Raw genomic sequence first — 15,251 nt, forward strand, 5'->3', positions numbered from 1 at the left:
GCGCTCCCATGCCGCCTGAGGTAGAAAGATCATGACCGCCGCCGCCCCGAAAGCCCCTGCCGAATTCAGGCAGGTCATGGTCGGGCTCGGCCTCGCGATGCTGCTGTCGGCGCTGGACCAGACCATCGTCGTCACCGCCATGCCGACGATCGGCGCCGATCTCGGCGACCCGCAGAACCTGCCCTGGATCGTGACCGCCTATCTCGTCGCCGCGACGGTGGTGACGCCGCTTTACGGAAAATTCGCCGACGTCTACGGGCGCCGGATCGTGCTGCTCGTCGGCGTGACGACCTTCATTGTCGGCTCGATCGCCTGCGCGCTGGCGCCGACCATGGCGGCGCTCGCCGTCGCGCGGCTCGTGCAGGGACTCGGCGGCGGCGGCCTCATTTCGCTCGCCCAGACCATCGTCGCCGATCTCGTCAGCCCCCGCGAACGCGGCCGCTACCAGACCTATTTCGCCGCCGTCTTCATCACCTCGAGCGTCGCCGGGCCGGCGCTGGGCGGTGTTTTTGCGCAATATCTGCACTGGTCGCTGATCTTCTGGATCAACCTGCCGCTCGGCCTCGCCGCGCTTCTCATCACCAATGCGCGGCTGAAGCGGCTCCCGGAACGCCGCCACCCGCACAAGGTCGATTATCCGGGCGCCTTGCTGCTGGTGCTGGCTTCGGGCGCGATGGTCCTCGCGCTCGGCTGGGGCGGCTCGCGCTACGCCTGGGCGTCCGCGCCGATCCTCGCGCTGCTTTGCGGCTCGGCGCTGTTCTGGTCGCTTTTCGCCTGGCGCGTTCGGGTCGCCGAGGAGCCGCTCATTCCCCTGCGCATCCTCGGCCTGCGAATCGTGCGCGACGCCATTTTTTCGAGCGCCGCGGGGCTCGGCGCCTTCGTCGGGCTTTCCGTCGTCATGCCGATCTATTTCGAGGTCGTCGCAGGGCTGAGCGCCCGCGATTCCGGCCTCGTGCTGATCCCGCTGATGTGCGCGACGGTCATCGGCGCCACGCTCTCCGGCCGGCTGATGGCGGTGATTCGTCATTACAAGATCGTGCCCCTCCTCGGCCTCGGCGTCGGGACGCTCGCCGCCGCCGTCGCCGCCTGGCGGGTGGACAGCCTTTCCTTTCTCGCGCTCAACACGCTGCTGACGCTCGTCACTTTCGGCGTCGGCGCCATGCTGCCGGTCGCGACAGTCTCCGTGCAGAACGCCGTCCTCGCCCGCGATCTCGGCACGGCGACGGCGACGACCCAGTTCTTCCGCCAGCTCGGATCGGCGGCGGTCGTCGCGCTTTTCGGGGCGCTCGCGCTCGGCGGCGGGCGGGCCGCGCTCATCGAGGAGACGACCGTCTCGCCCGAATCGGTCCACACGCTGATCATGAGCTTCCGGCTGGTGTTTTCGGCGCTTGCGCTTTGCATGGCTCTCTCTTTCATCTTCATGGCGCGAATGGAGGAGCGGCCGCTGACGGGCGAGCGGCGACACTGAGCGGTCCTTTTTTCCTTGCCCATGGCATGGAATTTTCTAGAAGGAATGTCCCGCCCCGCCTGCAAGGACACGTCCATGACCTCTCTCGACAGTTTCAACGCCCGTCAAAAGCTCGTCGTCGGGGATCGGACCTATGACTATTTCTCGCTGAAGGCGGCCGAGGCGAATGGCCTTCCGGGCGTCTCGCGGCTGCCCTACTCGTTGAAAGTCGTTCTCGAGAATTTGCTGCGCAACGAGGACGGCCGCTGGGTGACGAAGGAGACGATCCAGTCCTTCGCAAAATGGCTGACCGAAAAGGGCAAGACCGAGCGCGAAATCGCCTTCAGCCCGGCGCGCGTGCTGATGCAGGATTTCACGGGCGTGCCGGCGGTCGTGGATCTCGCCGCGATGCGCGACGCCATGGTCGCCCTGGGTGGAAATCCGCAGAAGATCAATCCGCTGGTGCCGGTCGATCTCGTCATCGACCACTCCGTCATCGTCGATGAATTCGGGACGCCCCGCGCCTTCGCGCAGAATGTCGAGCGAGAATATGAGCGCAATGGCGAGCGCTACCGCTTCCTGAAATGGGGCCAGTCGGCCTTCGACAATTTCCGCGTCGTGCCCCCCGGAACCGGCATCTGCCATCAGGTCAATCTGGAATATCTGGCGCAGACGGTCTGGACCCGCCCCGAGCAGGCGAACGGCGAAAGCGTCGAGGTCGCCTATCCCGACACGCTGGTCGGCACCGATTCGCACACCACCATGGTCAATGGCCTCGCCGTGCTGGGCTGGGGCGTCGGCGGCATCGAGGCGGAAGCGGCCATGCTTGGCCAGCCGCTGTCGATGCTGGCCCCGGAGGTGATCGGCTTCAAGGTCACAGGCGCGCCGAAGGAGGGCGTGACCGCGACCGACGTGGTGCTGACCGTCACGCAAATGCTGCGCAAAAAGGGCGTCGTCGGAAAGTTCGTCGAGTTCTATGGCGAGGGGCTGAATCATCTGTCGCTCGCCGATCGCGCGACCATCGCCAATATGGCGCCCGAATATGGCGCGACCTGCGGCTTCTTCCCCGTGGACGTCGAGACGCTCGCCTATCTCAACACCTCGGGCCGCACGGCCGAGCGCATCGCGCTGATCGAGGCCTATACGCAGGCGCAGGGCATGCTGCGCACGAGCGAGACGCCCGACCCGGAATTCACGGATACGCTTTCGCTCGATCTCGCCGAGGTGAAGCCTTCACTCGCCGGCCCAAAACGGCCCGAGGGGCGCGTGGCGCTGGAGGATATCGGCGCGGCTTTCGAGGCGGCTCTCGCGTCGGAATACAAGAAGGAAGGCGGGCTGGGCCCGCGCCACAAGGTCGAGGGGACGAATTATGACCTCGGCCATGGCGACGTCGTCATCGCCGCGATAACCTCCTGCACCAACACCTCGAATCCGAGCGTGCTGATCGGCGCGGGCCTGCTCGCGCGCAACGCCGTCGCCAGGGGGCTGAAGGTCAAGCCCTGGGTGAAGACGTCGCTTGCGCCGGGAAGTCAGGTGGTCGGGCAGTATCTCGCCAGATCCGGCCTGCAGAAGTCGCTCGACGAACTCGGCTTCAATCTGGTCGGCTTCGGCTGCACGACCTGCATCGGCAATTCCGGCCCGCTGCCGGCGCCGGTGTCGAAGACCATCAACGCCCATGATCTCGTCGCGGCCTCGGTGCTTTCCGGCAACCGCAATTTCGAGGGCCGCGTGAATCCGGACGTGCAGGCGAATTACCTCGCCTCGCCCCCTCTCGTCGTCGCTTTCGCGATCGCCGGAACGGTCGCGACCGATCTGACGAAGGATCCGCTCGGGACCGGCGCCGACGGCAAGCCCGTCTATCTGCGCGACATCTGGCCGACCAGCGAAGAGATCGACGGCTTCATCCGCGAAAATGTCACGCGCGAACTTTTCCGCGACACATACGCCAATGTGTTCGACGGCGACGCGCACTGGCGCGCGGTCGAGGCGCCGGCGGGCGAGACATATCTGTGGGACGATCATTCGACCTACGTCCGAAACCCGCCCTATTTCACAGGTTTGACCCGGCAACCCCGCCCCGTCTCCGACATTGTCGGCGCGCGCGTCCTCGCGCTTTTCGGCGACAAGATCACCACCGATCACATCTCGCCGGCCGGCTCGATCAAGGCCGCCTCGCCCGCGGGCAAATGGCTGATGGACAATGGCGTCGTCCAGGCCGACTTCAACCAGTACGGCACGCGGCGCGGCAATCATGAAGTGATGATGCGCGGCACCTTCGCCAATATCCGCATCAAGAACCACATGATGAAGGACGCCGAAGGGATCATTCCCGAAGGCGGCCTCACGAAATATTACCCTGGCGGCGAGACGCTTTCGATCTACGACGCGGCGATGCGCTACCAGAAGGACGGCGTGCCGCTGGTCGTTTTCGCCGGCGCCGAATATGGCAATGGCTCCTCGCGCGACTGGGCGGCGAAGGGCACGGCGCTTCTCGGCGTGCGCGCGGTGATCGCCCAGAGCTTCGAGCGCATTCACCGCTCCAATCTTGTCGGCATGGGCGTCCTGCCCCTGACCTTCAAGCCGGGAACGAGCTGGGCGTCGCTGGGGCTGACGGGGCAGGAGACGGTTGCGATTCGCGGCCTCGCGGCCGGCCTCACGCCGCGTCAGACGCTGTACGCCGAAATCACTTTTTCTGACGGCTCAGTGGTTTCATCGCCACTGTTACTTCGCATCGATACGCTCGACGAGTTAGAATACTTCAAAAATGGAGGCATTCTGCCTTACGTGCTGCGACAACTTGCCTCGTGAATCGGATGGAAAAGTGGGATGACTTGATTGACGAAACAAGCATCCTGCGACATCAATGACGCGCTGAGGCGTGGGACCGTTGAGGTCGTCGCGCATTGCGACGACAGTCATTGAGGCACGGCGCAAGAAGCAAAAAAAATCAGCGGATAGGGGAAACGACAGGATGAAGACCTTCAAGATTGCCACGGCGGTCGCCATGTTCGCCGCGATGACCGCTCCGTCCTTCGCGAGCTGCGACACGCATGCCGAAGATGACCAGGCCGTCTGCGCCAGCAAGTGCGAAGACGCCTATCTGAAGGACCAGCAGGGCTGGACCGCCGACATGGACAAAATCAAGGCCAACAAGAAGGCCTGCGACGAGAAGTGCGGCTGCCCGCAGAACTCGAAGAATCTCTAAGTCGAATTTTCGCTTCCCGCGAGGCGAGAGACAAAAAATCGGGGCGTGCAATATCTGCACGCCCCTCTTGTTTGGCGCGACATTCGCCCATGGATTCAAGCGTCGACCGTGGCGTGAGCCGGGCCGTCAGGCGCCTTTTCGAGGCCGTGGCCGATGAAATCCGCCGAATTTTTTAGGGCTGGGCGGCGAGTGTTATGAGCGGCGCGCGATTGACACACGCCGTTTCTTCCCCCATCGTCCAGCGCGCTTGCCGCGATCTTTGGGGCCGGTACTGTTGTTGCGGGATTGGTTCAAACGCAATCGCAAGCCAATCAAGCTTAGAAGAAGTAGAGGAAACCACAGAATGAAGAAATTCGCCTTTGTCACGGCGCTCGCCCTCGTCGCCGGCATGACCCCGGCTTTCGCCGACTGCGACACCCGCAAGGCCGATGAGGACAAGCAGGCCGCGGCGGCGTCGAAGTGCTACGACGAGTATCTCGCCCGTAAGATGAACTACGGCGCCAACAAGGACGAGCTGCGCGCCAACTTCAAGGCCTGCAACGAGAAGGCCGGCTGCTCGCAGAACGACAAGCTGCTCGACTAAGAGCATGCGGGAGCCTCTTCCCTCGAGGAGAGGCTGTTCCGAAACACAAGGGCGCGCAGATCATGCGCGCCCATAATTTTTGGTTCACTGCGAATAGACGTTGCCGTCCGGACCCTTCCAGCCCTTCGGGTCTTCGTAGAAGCGATATTCCTCGTCGAAGGTCACCGTCTCGCCGGGCGCGACATATTGCTTGCCCTTCGGATCGGCGCTGCGCGGCGCGGTCACGTAATGCTTGCTCGGCGAGCAGCCGTCCTTGAATTTCCCTGCGTCGTCCGGCTTGCAGTCGAGATTGGCGCCATCGGGAAACTGCACTCTGGCGTTGAAGAAGATTTCATAACCCTTCTCGCCGGTCGCGTGCATCTCCAGGCGCTCGCTCATCGTCTGCTTGAACTCGAGAACCTTGCCGGGCTTGTCGAAGCGCTGCTTCAGGAGATTTTCAAAAATCTGCTTGGCGTGATCCTCGGTCGGGTCGCAACCGAACATGCAATAGGCCTGCGCCGATCCCGCGGCCAGGGGCGCCACGGCGAGCGTCAGGGCGATGAGTTTCAAGAACGCGCCTCGCATTTCGTTTCCTCATGTGTTGATTTCGACGCCTTTGCGGCGCTTGCGCGAGAGACTAATGCGCTTTTGCGCAAAAGTCTTCAGCGCCCGTCCGGCGTCGTCGTTCCGCCCCAGGAGTCCTTCACCTGGCCGAAATGGACCGACGGATCGTAACGCTCCTCGCCCAGACGCAGCGTCTCGGTCGACAATCGGCCCATGGCGGCGAGCACGGCGTAGGAGGCGACGACGCGCTCGCGCTGGGCGTAGATCAGGCCGATGCGGGCGTTGAGCAGCTCCTGCTGCGCGTTGAGAATGTCGAGCGTCGTGCGTTGTCCGGCCTTGGCTTCCTCGCGCACGCCGTAAAGCGCGCGCTCGGCGGCGGCGATCTGCGTCTGCGCGGCGGCGATCTGCGTCTTCGCCGCCTGCAGCGCGCCCCAATTCGCGCGCACCAGAGCAATCACGTCGGCCCGCGCCACATCCACGTCGAGCCTGCGCTGTCCGGCGACCTCTTTCGCCTCCCGCGTCTGCGCGGATGTAAGGCCGCCGTCATAGAGCGGCACGTTGAGGCGTCCGCCGACCATGGCCCCGATGTTGCGGTTGTAAATGCCGCCGATGTTGGTCTGGGTAAAAATATTGCCGACGACGGACAGTTTCGGCATGAAATCCGATTCGATCACCTTGACGTCGAGATCGGCGACGTCGGCGTCGTGCAAGGCGGCGAGAATGACGGGGTGCTCGGCCTGAGCGACGCGCTCGACCTCACCGCGCGACTTCGGCAGCAGGGCGTCGACGGCGGCGCCCGGCGAAAGCTTCTTCGGCTCGACGCCGATCGTCTGGCGATAGGCGCCGACGCTCGTCTCGAGCGCCGCGCGCGCCTGACCGACGAGCGACTGGCCCGCCGCGAGGCGCGCTTCGGCCTGCGCGATGTCCGTCAGGGTGATCTGGCCAGCCAGATAACGCTCGCGCGTCTGCCGCAACTGCTCGGCGAGCACGGCGACGTTGTTTTCCTGCAATTTGAGCGCGGCGGTGTCGCGAAGCACATTCATGTATGCGGAGACGGCGGAAAACAGCACGCGCTGCTCGGTGAGCCTCAGCCGCTCCCGTCCCGCGAAAACGCCGGTTTCGGCGGCCCGCGTGGCGTTCTGCGTCTTGAAGCCGTCGAAGACGGGTTGTTCGACGCTCAGGCCCGCGGATCGGGGTACGCTGCCGCCGCTCTGCGTGCTCTTGACGAGCCCCGGCGGAACGGTCGGATCGACGATGTCGGTCTCGTTCTGAATCTGGACGTTGCGATTTTGCTGCACGCCGAGAAATGTGTTCGCCGAGGCGCGCGGACGCATGCCCGCACGCGCCTGCGGCACCTTCTCGTCGAGCGCGCGCAGTCCGGCGCGACCGGAATTGAGAACCGGACTATTGTCATAGGCGAGCATCAAGGCGCCGTTCAGCGTCTCCGCGCCTGCGGGCGCGACAATCGCGCAACAAGCGAGAAGAACGAGGGCGCGCCGGGCGTTCACGCCGCCTCCTCGCGTTGCGTCGGCGCCTTGTCGCCGAAGAAGGCGTAGAGCGCCGGCAGAACCAGCAGCGTCAGCAGCGTCGCGCTGATCAGGCCACCGATGACCACGGTGGCGATCGGCCGCTGCACCTCGGCGCCTGTCGACGTCGCGAGCGCCATCGGCACGAAGCCGAGCGAGGCGACGAGCGCCGTCATGATGACGGGGCGCAGACGCGTCATGGCGCCCTTGAAGATCGCCTCGCGCTCGGGAACGCCGCTCGTCATCAGCTGGTGGATGTAGGTGCGCATGACCAGGCCGTTGAGCACGGCGACGCCGGAAAGCGCGATGAAGCCCACCGCCGCCGAGACCGACATGGGCATGCCGCGCAGCCAGAGCGCCGCGACGCCGCCCGAAAGAGCTAGCGGCACGGCGGTGAAAACAAGCAACGCATCGCGCGCCGAGCCCAGCGCCGAGTAGAGCAGCAGAAAGATCATGAAGAAGCAGATCGGCACCACGATCATCAACCGCTTGCGCGCTTCCGCGAGATTTTCGAACTGCCCGCCCCACACGATCCAGTAGCCGGGCGGAACGGCGACCTTGGCGTCCACCTTGGCGCGCGCCTCGTTGACGACCGAGGCGATGTCGCGCCCGCGCACATTGGCGCTCACGACGACGCGCCGCTTGCCGTTCTCGCGCGACACCTGATTCTGTCCGTCGATAGTCGAGAAGCTCGCCACTTGTTTGAGTTGCACCGTCGCCACATGGCCCTGCGCGTCGGGCGGCAGCGACACCGGAATGGTCTCCAGCGCCTCGGCGTTTTCGCGCAGATTGTCGCGTAGCCGCACGATGATCGGAAAGCGACGGTCGCCCTCGAAAATTATACCCGCCTGCTGCCCGCCAACGGCCGCGCCGATCGTGTCCTGCACCGCCGCGAGGCTGAGGCCGTAGCGCGCGATCGCCGCCTTGTCGACCTTGATGTCGAGAAGCGGCAGTCCCGTCACCTGTTCGACCTTTACATCGGTCGCGCCGGGCGTTGCGCGCAGGATCGCAGCGATGTGATTGGCCGCCTTCAGCATCGCGTCGAAATCCTCGCCGAACACCTTCACTGCAATATCGCCGCGCACGCCAGCGAGCAGCTCGTTGAACCGCAGCTGGATCGGTTGCGAAAATTCATAGGTGTTGCCGGGAAGCTTCTCGATCCGCTCGCTGATCATTTCGATCAATGCGTTCTTGGGCAGATGCGGATCGGGCCATTCCTCCTGCGGCTTCAGCATGACGAATGTATCGGTCAGATTTGGCGGCATCGGGTCCGTGGCGACTTCCGCGGTGCCGGTTTTGGAGAACACGTAATCGACCTGCGGCAAGGCGCGGATCGTGTTCTCGATATTAAGCTGCATCGCCTGCGATTGCGTGAGCGAGGCGCTCGGAATCCGGTTCGCCTGCAAGGCGATGTTCTTCTCGTCGAGAGTCGGAATGAACTCCTGACCGAGATCCGCATAGAGAATCGCGGCGAAAAGGAAGGAGCCGACGCCTATCGCCATCACTTTCAACGGCGCGTTCATCGCCCATTTCAGCAACGGCTCGTAAATACGCTTCAGCGCCAGGATGATCGCGTTTTCCGTCTCCTCGCCATGGCCGGAGACGAAGAGGGCGATCATTGCGGGAAAGAAGGTCAACGAGAGCACGAATTCCGACAGCAGCGCGATGATGACGGTCATCGCCATCGGATGGAACATCTTGCCCTCGACGCCCGAGAAGCTGAGGATCGGCAGATAGACGAGGATGATGATCGATTGCCCGTAGACCGTCGGCCGCCGCATCTCGACGGCGGAGCTGATGACCGTTTCGTGCCGCTCCTCCATGGTCAGCCGCCGCCCCAGCGCATGCTGGCGCTCGGAGAGATGGCGCAGGCTGTTTTCGGCGACGATGATCGCGCCGTCGGCGATGAGTCCGAAGTCGAGCGCGCCGAGGCTCATCAGATTGGCGCTTATCTTGCCGAGATACATGCCGATCGCGAGAAAGAGCATGGTCACGGGAATGACCGTCGCCGTCACCAGCGCGGCGCGGAAATCGCTCAGCATCACGAACAGAACGAGGATGACGAGCGCCGCCCCTTCCGCGAGATTCTTCGCAACCGTCCTGATCGTCGCGTCGACGAGCACCGTGCGGTTGAGGATCGTGCGCACCTCGATCCCCGGCGGCAGCGACTTCATGATCTCCTTCATCTTCGCGTCGACCGCGGCGGAGACGGTGCGGCTGTTGGCGCCGATCAGCATCAGCGCCGTGCCGATGACGACCTCCTCGCCGTTCATGCTGGCGCTGCCCATGCGCAATTCGCGCCCGATGGCGATATTGGCGATTTCTCCCACGCGCACCGGCACGCCGTTGCGGGTGGTCGCCACGACGTTGCGGATGTCGTCCACGGTCTCGAGGCGTCCGCCGCTGCGCACGACGAGACCCTCGCCATTGCGCTCGACATAGCCGGCGCCGCGGCTGACATTGTTCTTCTCGATCGTCGCGGCGAGGTCGCTGAAGGAGACGCCCAGCGCCATGAGTTTCGCCGGGTCCGGCTGCACATGGTACTGTTTCACATGGCCGCCGAGCGAGTCGACGCCGGCGACGCCCGGCACGGTGCGCAGTTGCGGCCGGATGATCCAGTCCTGCACCGTGCGAAGATATGACTCCTTCTCGACGCTCGTGCGCAGCAGCATGCCTTCGGGCGTGAGATAGGCGCCGTCGCTCTGCCAGCCCGCTTCGCCGTCATGGGCGGCGAGCTTGCGCGGCTCCTTGAAGCGCACCGTCCACATGTAGATTTCGGAGAGGCCGGTCGAGATCGGCCCCATCCGCAATTCGACCTGCGGCGGAAAATCCTCCCGCGCCTGGCCGATGCGCTCATTGACCTGCTGGCGGGCGAAATAGATGTCGATATTGTCGGCGAAAACGGCCGTCACCTGCGCGAAACCGTTGCGCGACAGCGAGCGCGTGTATTCGAGGCCCGGAATGCCGGCGAGCGCGTTCTCGATCGGATAGGTGACCTGCTTTTCCATCTCGAAAGCGGAAAGCGCGGGCGCCCTGGCGTTGATCTGCACCTGATTATTGGTGATGTCCGGAACCGCGTCGATCGGCAGATGCGCGAGGGCCCACACGCCGAACCCGCCGACGAGCGCCACAAGCAAGACGACCAGCCAGCGGCTATGGACCGAAAAGGCGATGATCCGCTGCATCATGGCCGGCCGCCGTCACTCCTCGGGGATTTCGCTCTTGCCGGATTCGGCCTTGAGCAGGAAACTGTTCGTCGTCGCGATCGTCTCGCCGGGCGCGAGTCCCTTAGTCACTTCGACGGCGTTGTCGTCGCCCTCGCCGGTTTCGATCCGGCGCTTCTCGAAACCTTCCGCCACGCGCACGAAGACGGTCGGCTCATTATGGATGAGCTGCACCGCGACGCGCGGGACGAGCAGTTTCACCGGCGTCTGCGCCAGCGCGATTTCAGCGTTGAGCACCATGCCGGGATGCAAGGCAAAGTCGGCGTTCTTGAAGCTGGCGACGACATGGCCGGTGCGGGTCTCCGGCGTGACCATCGCATTGATGATCGTGACCTTGCCCTGGAAGCTGCGGCCGTCCGCCGCTTTCAGCGTCACCGGCTGGCCGTCCCGAATGCTCGCGAGACTGGCGACCGGGACGGAAAGATCGACCTCGACGACCGAAAGATCGGCGAGCATGTAGAGCTCGCTCTCCGCTGTCACCGGCTGGCCGATATTGACGAGTCGCTGGATCACCCGGCCGGCGATCGGCGCGCGAATCTCCTTCTGGCGCAGGCGTGTGATCGGTTGCGTGGCGAGAGCGGAGATCTCCGATTCGGAGAGATCGAGCGCGGCGAGCTTCTGGCGGGCGAGATCGAGACGAAGTTTCGCTTCCATGAAGGTCGTCTTCGCCTTCAGGAAGAGTTGCTCGGCCGTGATCTTCTTCTCGAACAGCCCCTTTTCGCGCTGAAACAGATGCGACTGCAGCTCGTAATTCACCGAGGCCGCGAGATATTCGCTCTTGGCGTCGGCGACTTCGCGCGAATCGATGACGGCGATCGCCTCATTGGCCGCGACCATGTCGCCGAGTTTCTTGCGCAGTTCGGCGACGACGCCCGAAACCTTCGCGGCGACGCGCGCGAGATGGTCGGGGTCGGGCTTGACGGCAGCGGGGACGATGAGATCGCGGGTCAGGATCCCAGGCCCGACCTTCACGGTTTCGATCTTCGACGCTTCGATCTGCTCGGGCGTAAGCTTCAGGAGTCCCTCCGGCGACTCCGGCCCGGCGGCCTTGTCGCCGCTCGCCGTCTCCGTGGGCGTCCCGCGAAGACGGCCGAACACGCCCGGCAAGGCGGCCCCGACCGCGAGGCTCGCGATAATGGCGACAAGGAGGGTTACGTTGCGGGACATCGTCGGCTGTCGGGCTCCAAGACGCAGCGGCCGGAACGCTTTCTGACTGCTATCACTCACGCGGCGCTCAAGCCATTCGCAGCCGGCGCGAAGATGGGGATAACCGCCGGGACAGCCGCGCGCGGCGCGAATAGCTGCTTGATTCTCTTAGCGCCTGCGCCGCGTCCGGTCCATCGGCGCCAAAGAAAAAGCCCGGCCGCGAGGACCGGGCTTTTCCCGCTTCTGCGAGGAAGCGAAATCAGTATTTCGCCAGAACCGGGGCCGAGGCGAACGGGTTGAAGTGCCAGTTCAGGCCGGCGCGAACCGTGTGGAAGCGCGTGGGGGACTGGTTGGCGGCGGTGAAGTTCGTGGCCGTGTTGGTGAAGACGCTGAAGAAGCTCTGGTTGGTCACGCCGAGATCCGTGTAGAGATACTCGACCTTGAGCGACCAGGCCGGGAAGGCCATCGGCGTCCATTCCACGCCGCCGCCGGCCGTCCAGCCGGTGTTGGTGTTGCCGGAGGTCGTCTGGCCCGTCTGCGCGAAGGGCACGGGGAAGGCCGCGAAGGGATAGTTGGCGACGCTGACCGTGTTGCTGACGTAGCCGTAGGCGAAGCCGGCCGTGCCGTAAACCATCAGGTTCGGGTAGGACGGCATCACGAGGCCGAGGCGGCCGCGAACCGTGCCGAACCAGTCGACGTATTTGTTGGTGTTGAGCGCCGCAAGGCCGCCGAACCAGTTGCTCGGCATCCAGTTGTTCTGCTGGGAGTTGATGTCAGCCGCCTGGATGTCCGCCTCGGCGCCGATGACCAGCCAGGGCGAATACTGATAGTTGTAGCCGATCTGGCCACCGCCGATGACGCCTTGGGCGCTCGGATTGGCCGTCCAGGTCGCGCCGCTGAGGAGCAGCGGATCCGCGAAATAGCCCCAGCCGGCGCCGCCCGCGTTGAAGCTGTAACCGATGTTCACACCGCCGTAGAGGCCGGTCCAGGTGAAGGTGGGCGGCGGCGGGATATAGGCCGGGGGAGCCTTGTGGGAAGGAAGGTCGGCGGCGAGAGCCGATCCGGCGACGAGCGCCAGCGCGAGGCCGGCGGCGACAGGCAATTTGGTCATTTGTGACGCCCTCGTGTGTAAATTTTCTAATGCGGTTGTCGTCGCCCGGTCCTGCTGACCACCGCTTCAGCGACATCCCCACCGTCCCGAAAAGACTTACGGCCGAAGCTCGGACACGGTCAACGAAAAGGCGGACTGAACAAGGCGCGTGCATTGCGTTTGCCGACGCGCGTGACAATTCGGCAACAGAATCGGCGTCCCCGGCGGCTATTTCTCGCCCCGCTCGCGGCGCAGGCGCTCCCAATAATCGAGCCGCTTCGCGAGCTCGCGCTCAAATCCGCGCTCGACCGGCCGATAGAGCTTCTGCCGTTTCAGCGAATCGGGCCAGTAGTTCTGTCCCGAGAAGGCGTCGGGCGCGTCATGGTCATATTCGTAGCCCTCGCCATAGCCCTCCTCGCGCATCAACTTCGTCGGCGAATTCAGGATGATCCGGGGCGGCATGAGCGACCCCTTCTCCTCCGCCAGCCGTCGCGCCTTCTTGTAGGCGACATAGCCCGCGTTGGATTTGGGCGCGGTGGCGACATAGATCACCGCCTGCGCGAGCGCGAGTTCGCCTTCGGGGCTGCCCAGAAAATCATAGGCGTCCTTCGCCGCATTGGCGACGACGAGCGCCTGCGGGTCGGCGAGCCCGATGTCCTCGACGGCCATGCGCACGATTCGCCGCGCCAGAAACAGAGGGTCTTCGCCCGCGTCCAGCATGCGCGCGAAATAATAGAGCGCCGCGTCCGGGTCCGAGCCGCGCACGCATTTGTGCAGGGCGCTGATGAGATTATAGTGGCCCTCCTGCGCCTTGTCGTAGATCGGCGCGCGCCGCTGCACGACTTCCGACAGGCCGGCGCGGTCGAAGATTTCGCCTTCATGCGCGGCGCGCCAGATTTCCTCGCAAAGCGTGAGCGCCGCTCGGCCGTCGCCGTCGGCCATCGCAATGAGCGCCTCGCGGGCGTCGGCGTCGAGCGGCAGCGTCTTGCCCTCGGCCGCCTCGGCGCGCGCGAGAAGCTTCTCGATCGCCGCTGCGTCGAGTGACCTGAATGTCATCACGCGCGCGCGGGAGAGCAACGCCGCATTGAGTTCGAAGGAAGGGTTCTCCGTCGTCGCGCCGATCAGCGTGATGGTGCCGTCCTCCATCACCGGCAGGAAGGAATCCTGTTGGGCGCGATTGAAGCGATGGATCTCGTCGACGAAGAGCAGCGTGCCCTGTCCCGCGGCGCGGCGCGCGCGCGCGGCGTCGAATGTTTTCTTGAGGTCGGCGACGCCCGAGAAGATCGCCGAGATCTGAACGAAGGCGAGCTTCGTTTCATGTGCGAGAAGCCGCGCGACCGTCGTCTTGCCGGTGCCGGGCGGCCCCCAGAAGATCAGCGAGCCCAGCGACCCGGCGCGAATGAGCCGCGTCAGCGCGGCCTCGGGGCCGAGGAGATGATCCTGCCCCGCAACTTCGTCGAGCCGCGCCGGGCGCAACCGGTCCGCGAGCGGCCGGGGCGCGCCTTCCTCGAGTTTCGCGGCCTGGAACAGATCAGACATCGGCAAGCCTGGACGACTAATGCACGCCGGGAACGGCGGTGATGAGCGCTGTGATTAAAAGCTGATTACCACCTCGACGGCGCGTTAACCAATGATTAACCTGCCGCAAGAATTGCGATTCGGGTAAATCGCGCGATCCATGTTTTCACGGCCCGGGTTTTCTTGGAGCGTAAGTTTTAAAGCGTCGAAACCAACCAACAAGACGGAACGCGACATGCGCATTATCTCTTTCGTTACGCAGAAGGGCGGCGCCGGAAAAAGCACGCTCGCCAGCAGCGTCGCGGTCGCGGCGCGAGAGGCTGGAGAACGCGTCTTCATCATCGATCTCGACCCGTTGCAGACGCTCGTGAAATGGTCTGGCGCGCGCGGGGCGACCGACATTGCGGTCGAGCACGTGCCGCCGTCGAAACTGACGAAAGCGCTCGCCGCTCTCGAGAAGAAAGGCGTGAGCCTCGTCGTCATCGATGCGCCGGGCCAGGACGGCGAATATTCCGCCGCCGCGATGCGCGTCGCCGATCTCTGCGTCATTCCCGCGCGGCCGAACGCCTTCGATCTCTGGGCGAGCGAGGCGACCCGCGCTCAGGTGAAGGACAAGGGCCGCGATTACGCCTTCCTGCTGAACCAATGTCCGCCGTCGCAGCAGAGCGCGCGCGTCGAACTCGGCGCGAAGGCCTTGCAGGCGATGGGCGGGCTGCTCGCGCCGCTCGTTTCGGCGCGCGTCGATTATCAGGAGGCCGCGCGCCTCGGTCAGGGCGTCAGCGAATTCAACCCGCATGGCGTCGCCGCGGCGGAGATGCGCGAGCTCTGGAATTCGATCAAGCGCCGCCTGAAACGCGGCGCGGCGAAGCCTGCGCAAAAAGCCGTCGAGACCGCGAAGGCGAGTCGCAAGCCGACGAAAAAGGCCGCCTGAGAATCAAAAACAAAAAAAGCCGCGCGAGCGTTGCGCGC

At 64.6% G+C, this 15,251-nt stretch carries 11 protein-coding genes; 5 read left to right on the forward strand and 6 right to left on the reverse strand.

Going from position 1 to position 15,251, the window contains the following annotated elements:
• Window positions 1–31 precede the first annotated feature (31 nt).
• The 4 genes from MET49242_RS16845 to MET49242_RS16860 all read left to right on the forward strand — a co-directional run bounded on the left by MET49242_RS16845 (window position 32) and on the right by MET49242_RS16860 (window position 5,235).
• Window positions 32–1,468, forward strand: coding sequence for an MDR family MFS transporter (locus MET49242_RS16845; RefSeq protein ID WP_036284612.1), 1,437 nt, complete (start codon window positions 32–34; stop codon window positions 1,466–1,468).
• A 75-nt stretch (window positions 1,469–1,543) separates the two neighbouring features.
• Window positions 1,544–4,255, forward strand: a complete 2,712-nt coding sequence (gene acnA, locus MET49242_RS16850; protein ID WP_036288488.1) for an aconitate hydratase AcnA — start codon at window positions 1,544–1,546, stop codon at window positions 4,253–4,255.
• Window positions 4,256–4,418: 163 nt separating this feature from the next.
• On the forward strand, window positions 4,419–4,652 hold the full coding sequence (locus MET49242_RS16855; RefSeq protein ID WP_036284614.1) for a hypothetical protein: 234 nt from the start codon (window positions 4,419–4,421) through the stop codon (window positions 4,650–4,652).
• Between the two features lie 343 nt (window positions 4,653–4,995).
• A complete protein-coding gene (locus MET49242_RS16860; protein WP_036284615.1) occupies window positions 4,996–5,235 on the forward strand; it encodes a hypothetical protein in 240 nt (79 codons plus the stop codon).
• 84 nt (window positions 5,236–5,319) lie between these two features.
• Here MET49242_RS16860 and MET49242_RS16865 read toward each other — a convergent pair whose 3' ends face one another.
• The 6 genes from MET49242_RS16865 to MET49242_RS16890 form a co-directional block, all read right to left on the reverse strand.
• Window positions 5,320–5,799 (reverse strand): hypothetical protein, encoded by a 480-nt coding sequence (locus tag MET49242_RS16865; RefSeq protein ID WP_036284616.1) that lies wholly within the window; start codon window positions 5,797–5,799, stop codon window positions 5,320–5,322.
• Window positions 5,800–5,876: 77 nt separating this feature from the next.
• The gene (locus MET49242_RS16870) at window positions 5,877–7,286 is read right to left on the reverse strand and encodes a TolC family outer membrane protein (RefSeq protein WP_036284618.1); all 1,410 of its coding nucleotides are present in this window, start codon (window positions 7,284–7,286) and stop codon (window positions 5,877–5,879) included.
• On the reverse strand, window positions 7,283–10,492 hold the full coding sequence (locus MET49242_RS16875) for an efflux RND transporter permease subunit (protein ID WP_036284619.1): 3,210 nt from the start codon (window positions 10,490–10,492) through the stop codon (window positions 7,283–7,285). The genes MET49242_RS16870 and MET49242_RS16875 overlap by 4 nt, the downstream gene beginning before the upstream one ends.
• Before the next feature lie 12 nt (window positions 10,493–10,504).
• On the reverse strand, window positions 10,505–11,695 hold the full coding sequence (locus MET49242_RS16880; protein ID WP_036284621.1) for an efflux RND transporter periplasmic adaptor subunit: 1,191 nt from the start codon (window positions 11,693–11,695) through the stop codon (window positions 10,505–10,507).
• A gap of 238 nt (window positions 11,696–11,933) precedes the next feature.
• Complete coding sequence (locus MET49242_RS16885; RefSeq protein WP_036284622.1) at window positions 11,934–12,785, reverse strand: outer membrane protein; 852 nt, start codon at window positions 12,783–12,785, stop codon at window positions 11,934–11,936.
• 207 nt (window positions 12,786–12,992) lie between these two features.
• A complete protein-coding gene (locus MET49242_RS16890; RefSeq protein ID WP_036284624.1) occupies window positions 12,993–14,303 on the reverse strand; it encodes a replication-associated recombination protein A in 1,311 nt (436 codons plus the stop codon).
• Between the two features lie 214 nt (window positions 14,304–14,517).
• Between MET49242_RS16890 and MET49242_RS16895 the strand changes: the two genes are divergently transcribed.
• Window positions 14,518–15,213: a ParA family protein gene (locus tag MET49242_RS16895; RefSeq protein ID WP_036284627.1), complete on the forward strand. Its 696-nt coding sequence runs from the start codon at window positions 14,518–14,520 to the stop codon at window positions 15,211–15,213.
• Window positions 15,214–15,251 lie beyond the last annotated feature (38 nt).

Origin of the sequence: Methylocystis sp. ATCC 49242 (genome assembly GCF_000188155.2) — a bacterium.
Classification (GTDB): Bacteria; Pseudomonadota; Alphaproteobacteria; order Rhizobiales; family Beijerinckiaceae; genus Methylocystis.

What these genes read in the sequence shown, in the direction of transcription:
- MET49242_RS16875 (WP_036284619.1), bottom strand. Translation starts at nt 10,492, where the DNA reads ATGATGCAGCGGATCATCGCCTTTTCGGTCCATAGCCGCTGGCTGGTC.
- MET49242_RS16880 (WP_036284621.1), bottom strand. Translation starts at nt 11,695, where the DNA reads ATGTCCCGCAACGTAACCCTCCTTGTCGCCATTATCGCGAGCCTCGCG.
- MET49242_RS16885 (WP_036284622.1), bottom strand. Translation starts at nt 12,785, where the DNA reads ATGACCAAATTGCCTGTCGCCGCCGGCCTCGCGCTGGCGCTCGTCGCC.
- MET49242_RS16855 (WP_036284614.1), top strand. Translation starts at nt 4,419, where the DNA reads ATGAAGACCTTCAAGATTGCCACGGCGGTCGCCATGTTCGCCGCGATG.
- MET49242_RS16845 (WP_036284612.1), top strand. Translation starts at nt 32, where the DNA reads ATGACCGCCGCCGCCCCGAAAGCCCCTGCCGAATTCAGGCAGGTCATG.
- acnA (WP_036288488.1), top strand. Translation starts at nt 1,544, where the DNA reads ATGACCTCTCTCGACAGTTTCAACGCCCGTCAAAAGCTCGTCGTCGGG.
- MET49242_RS16860 (WP_036284615.1), top strand. Translation starts at nt 4,996, where the DNA reads ATGAAGAAATTCGCCTTTGTCACGGCGCTCGCCCTCGTCGCCGGCATG.
- MET49242_RS16895 (WP_036284627.1), top strand. Translation starts at nt 14,518, where the DNA reads ATGCGCATTATCTCTTTCGTTACGCAGAAGGGCGGCGCCGGAAAAAGC.
- MET49242_RS16865 (WP_036284616.1), bottom strand. Translation starts at nt 5,799, where the DNA reads ATGCGAGGCGCGTTCTTGAAACTCATCGCCCTGACGCTCGCCGTGGCG.
- MET49242_RS16890 (WP_036284624.1), bottom strand. Translation starts at nt 14,303, where the DNA reads ATGTCTGATCTGTTCCAGGCCGCGAAACTCGAGGAAGGCGCGCCCCGG.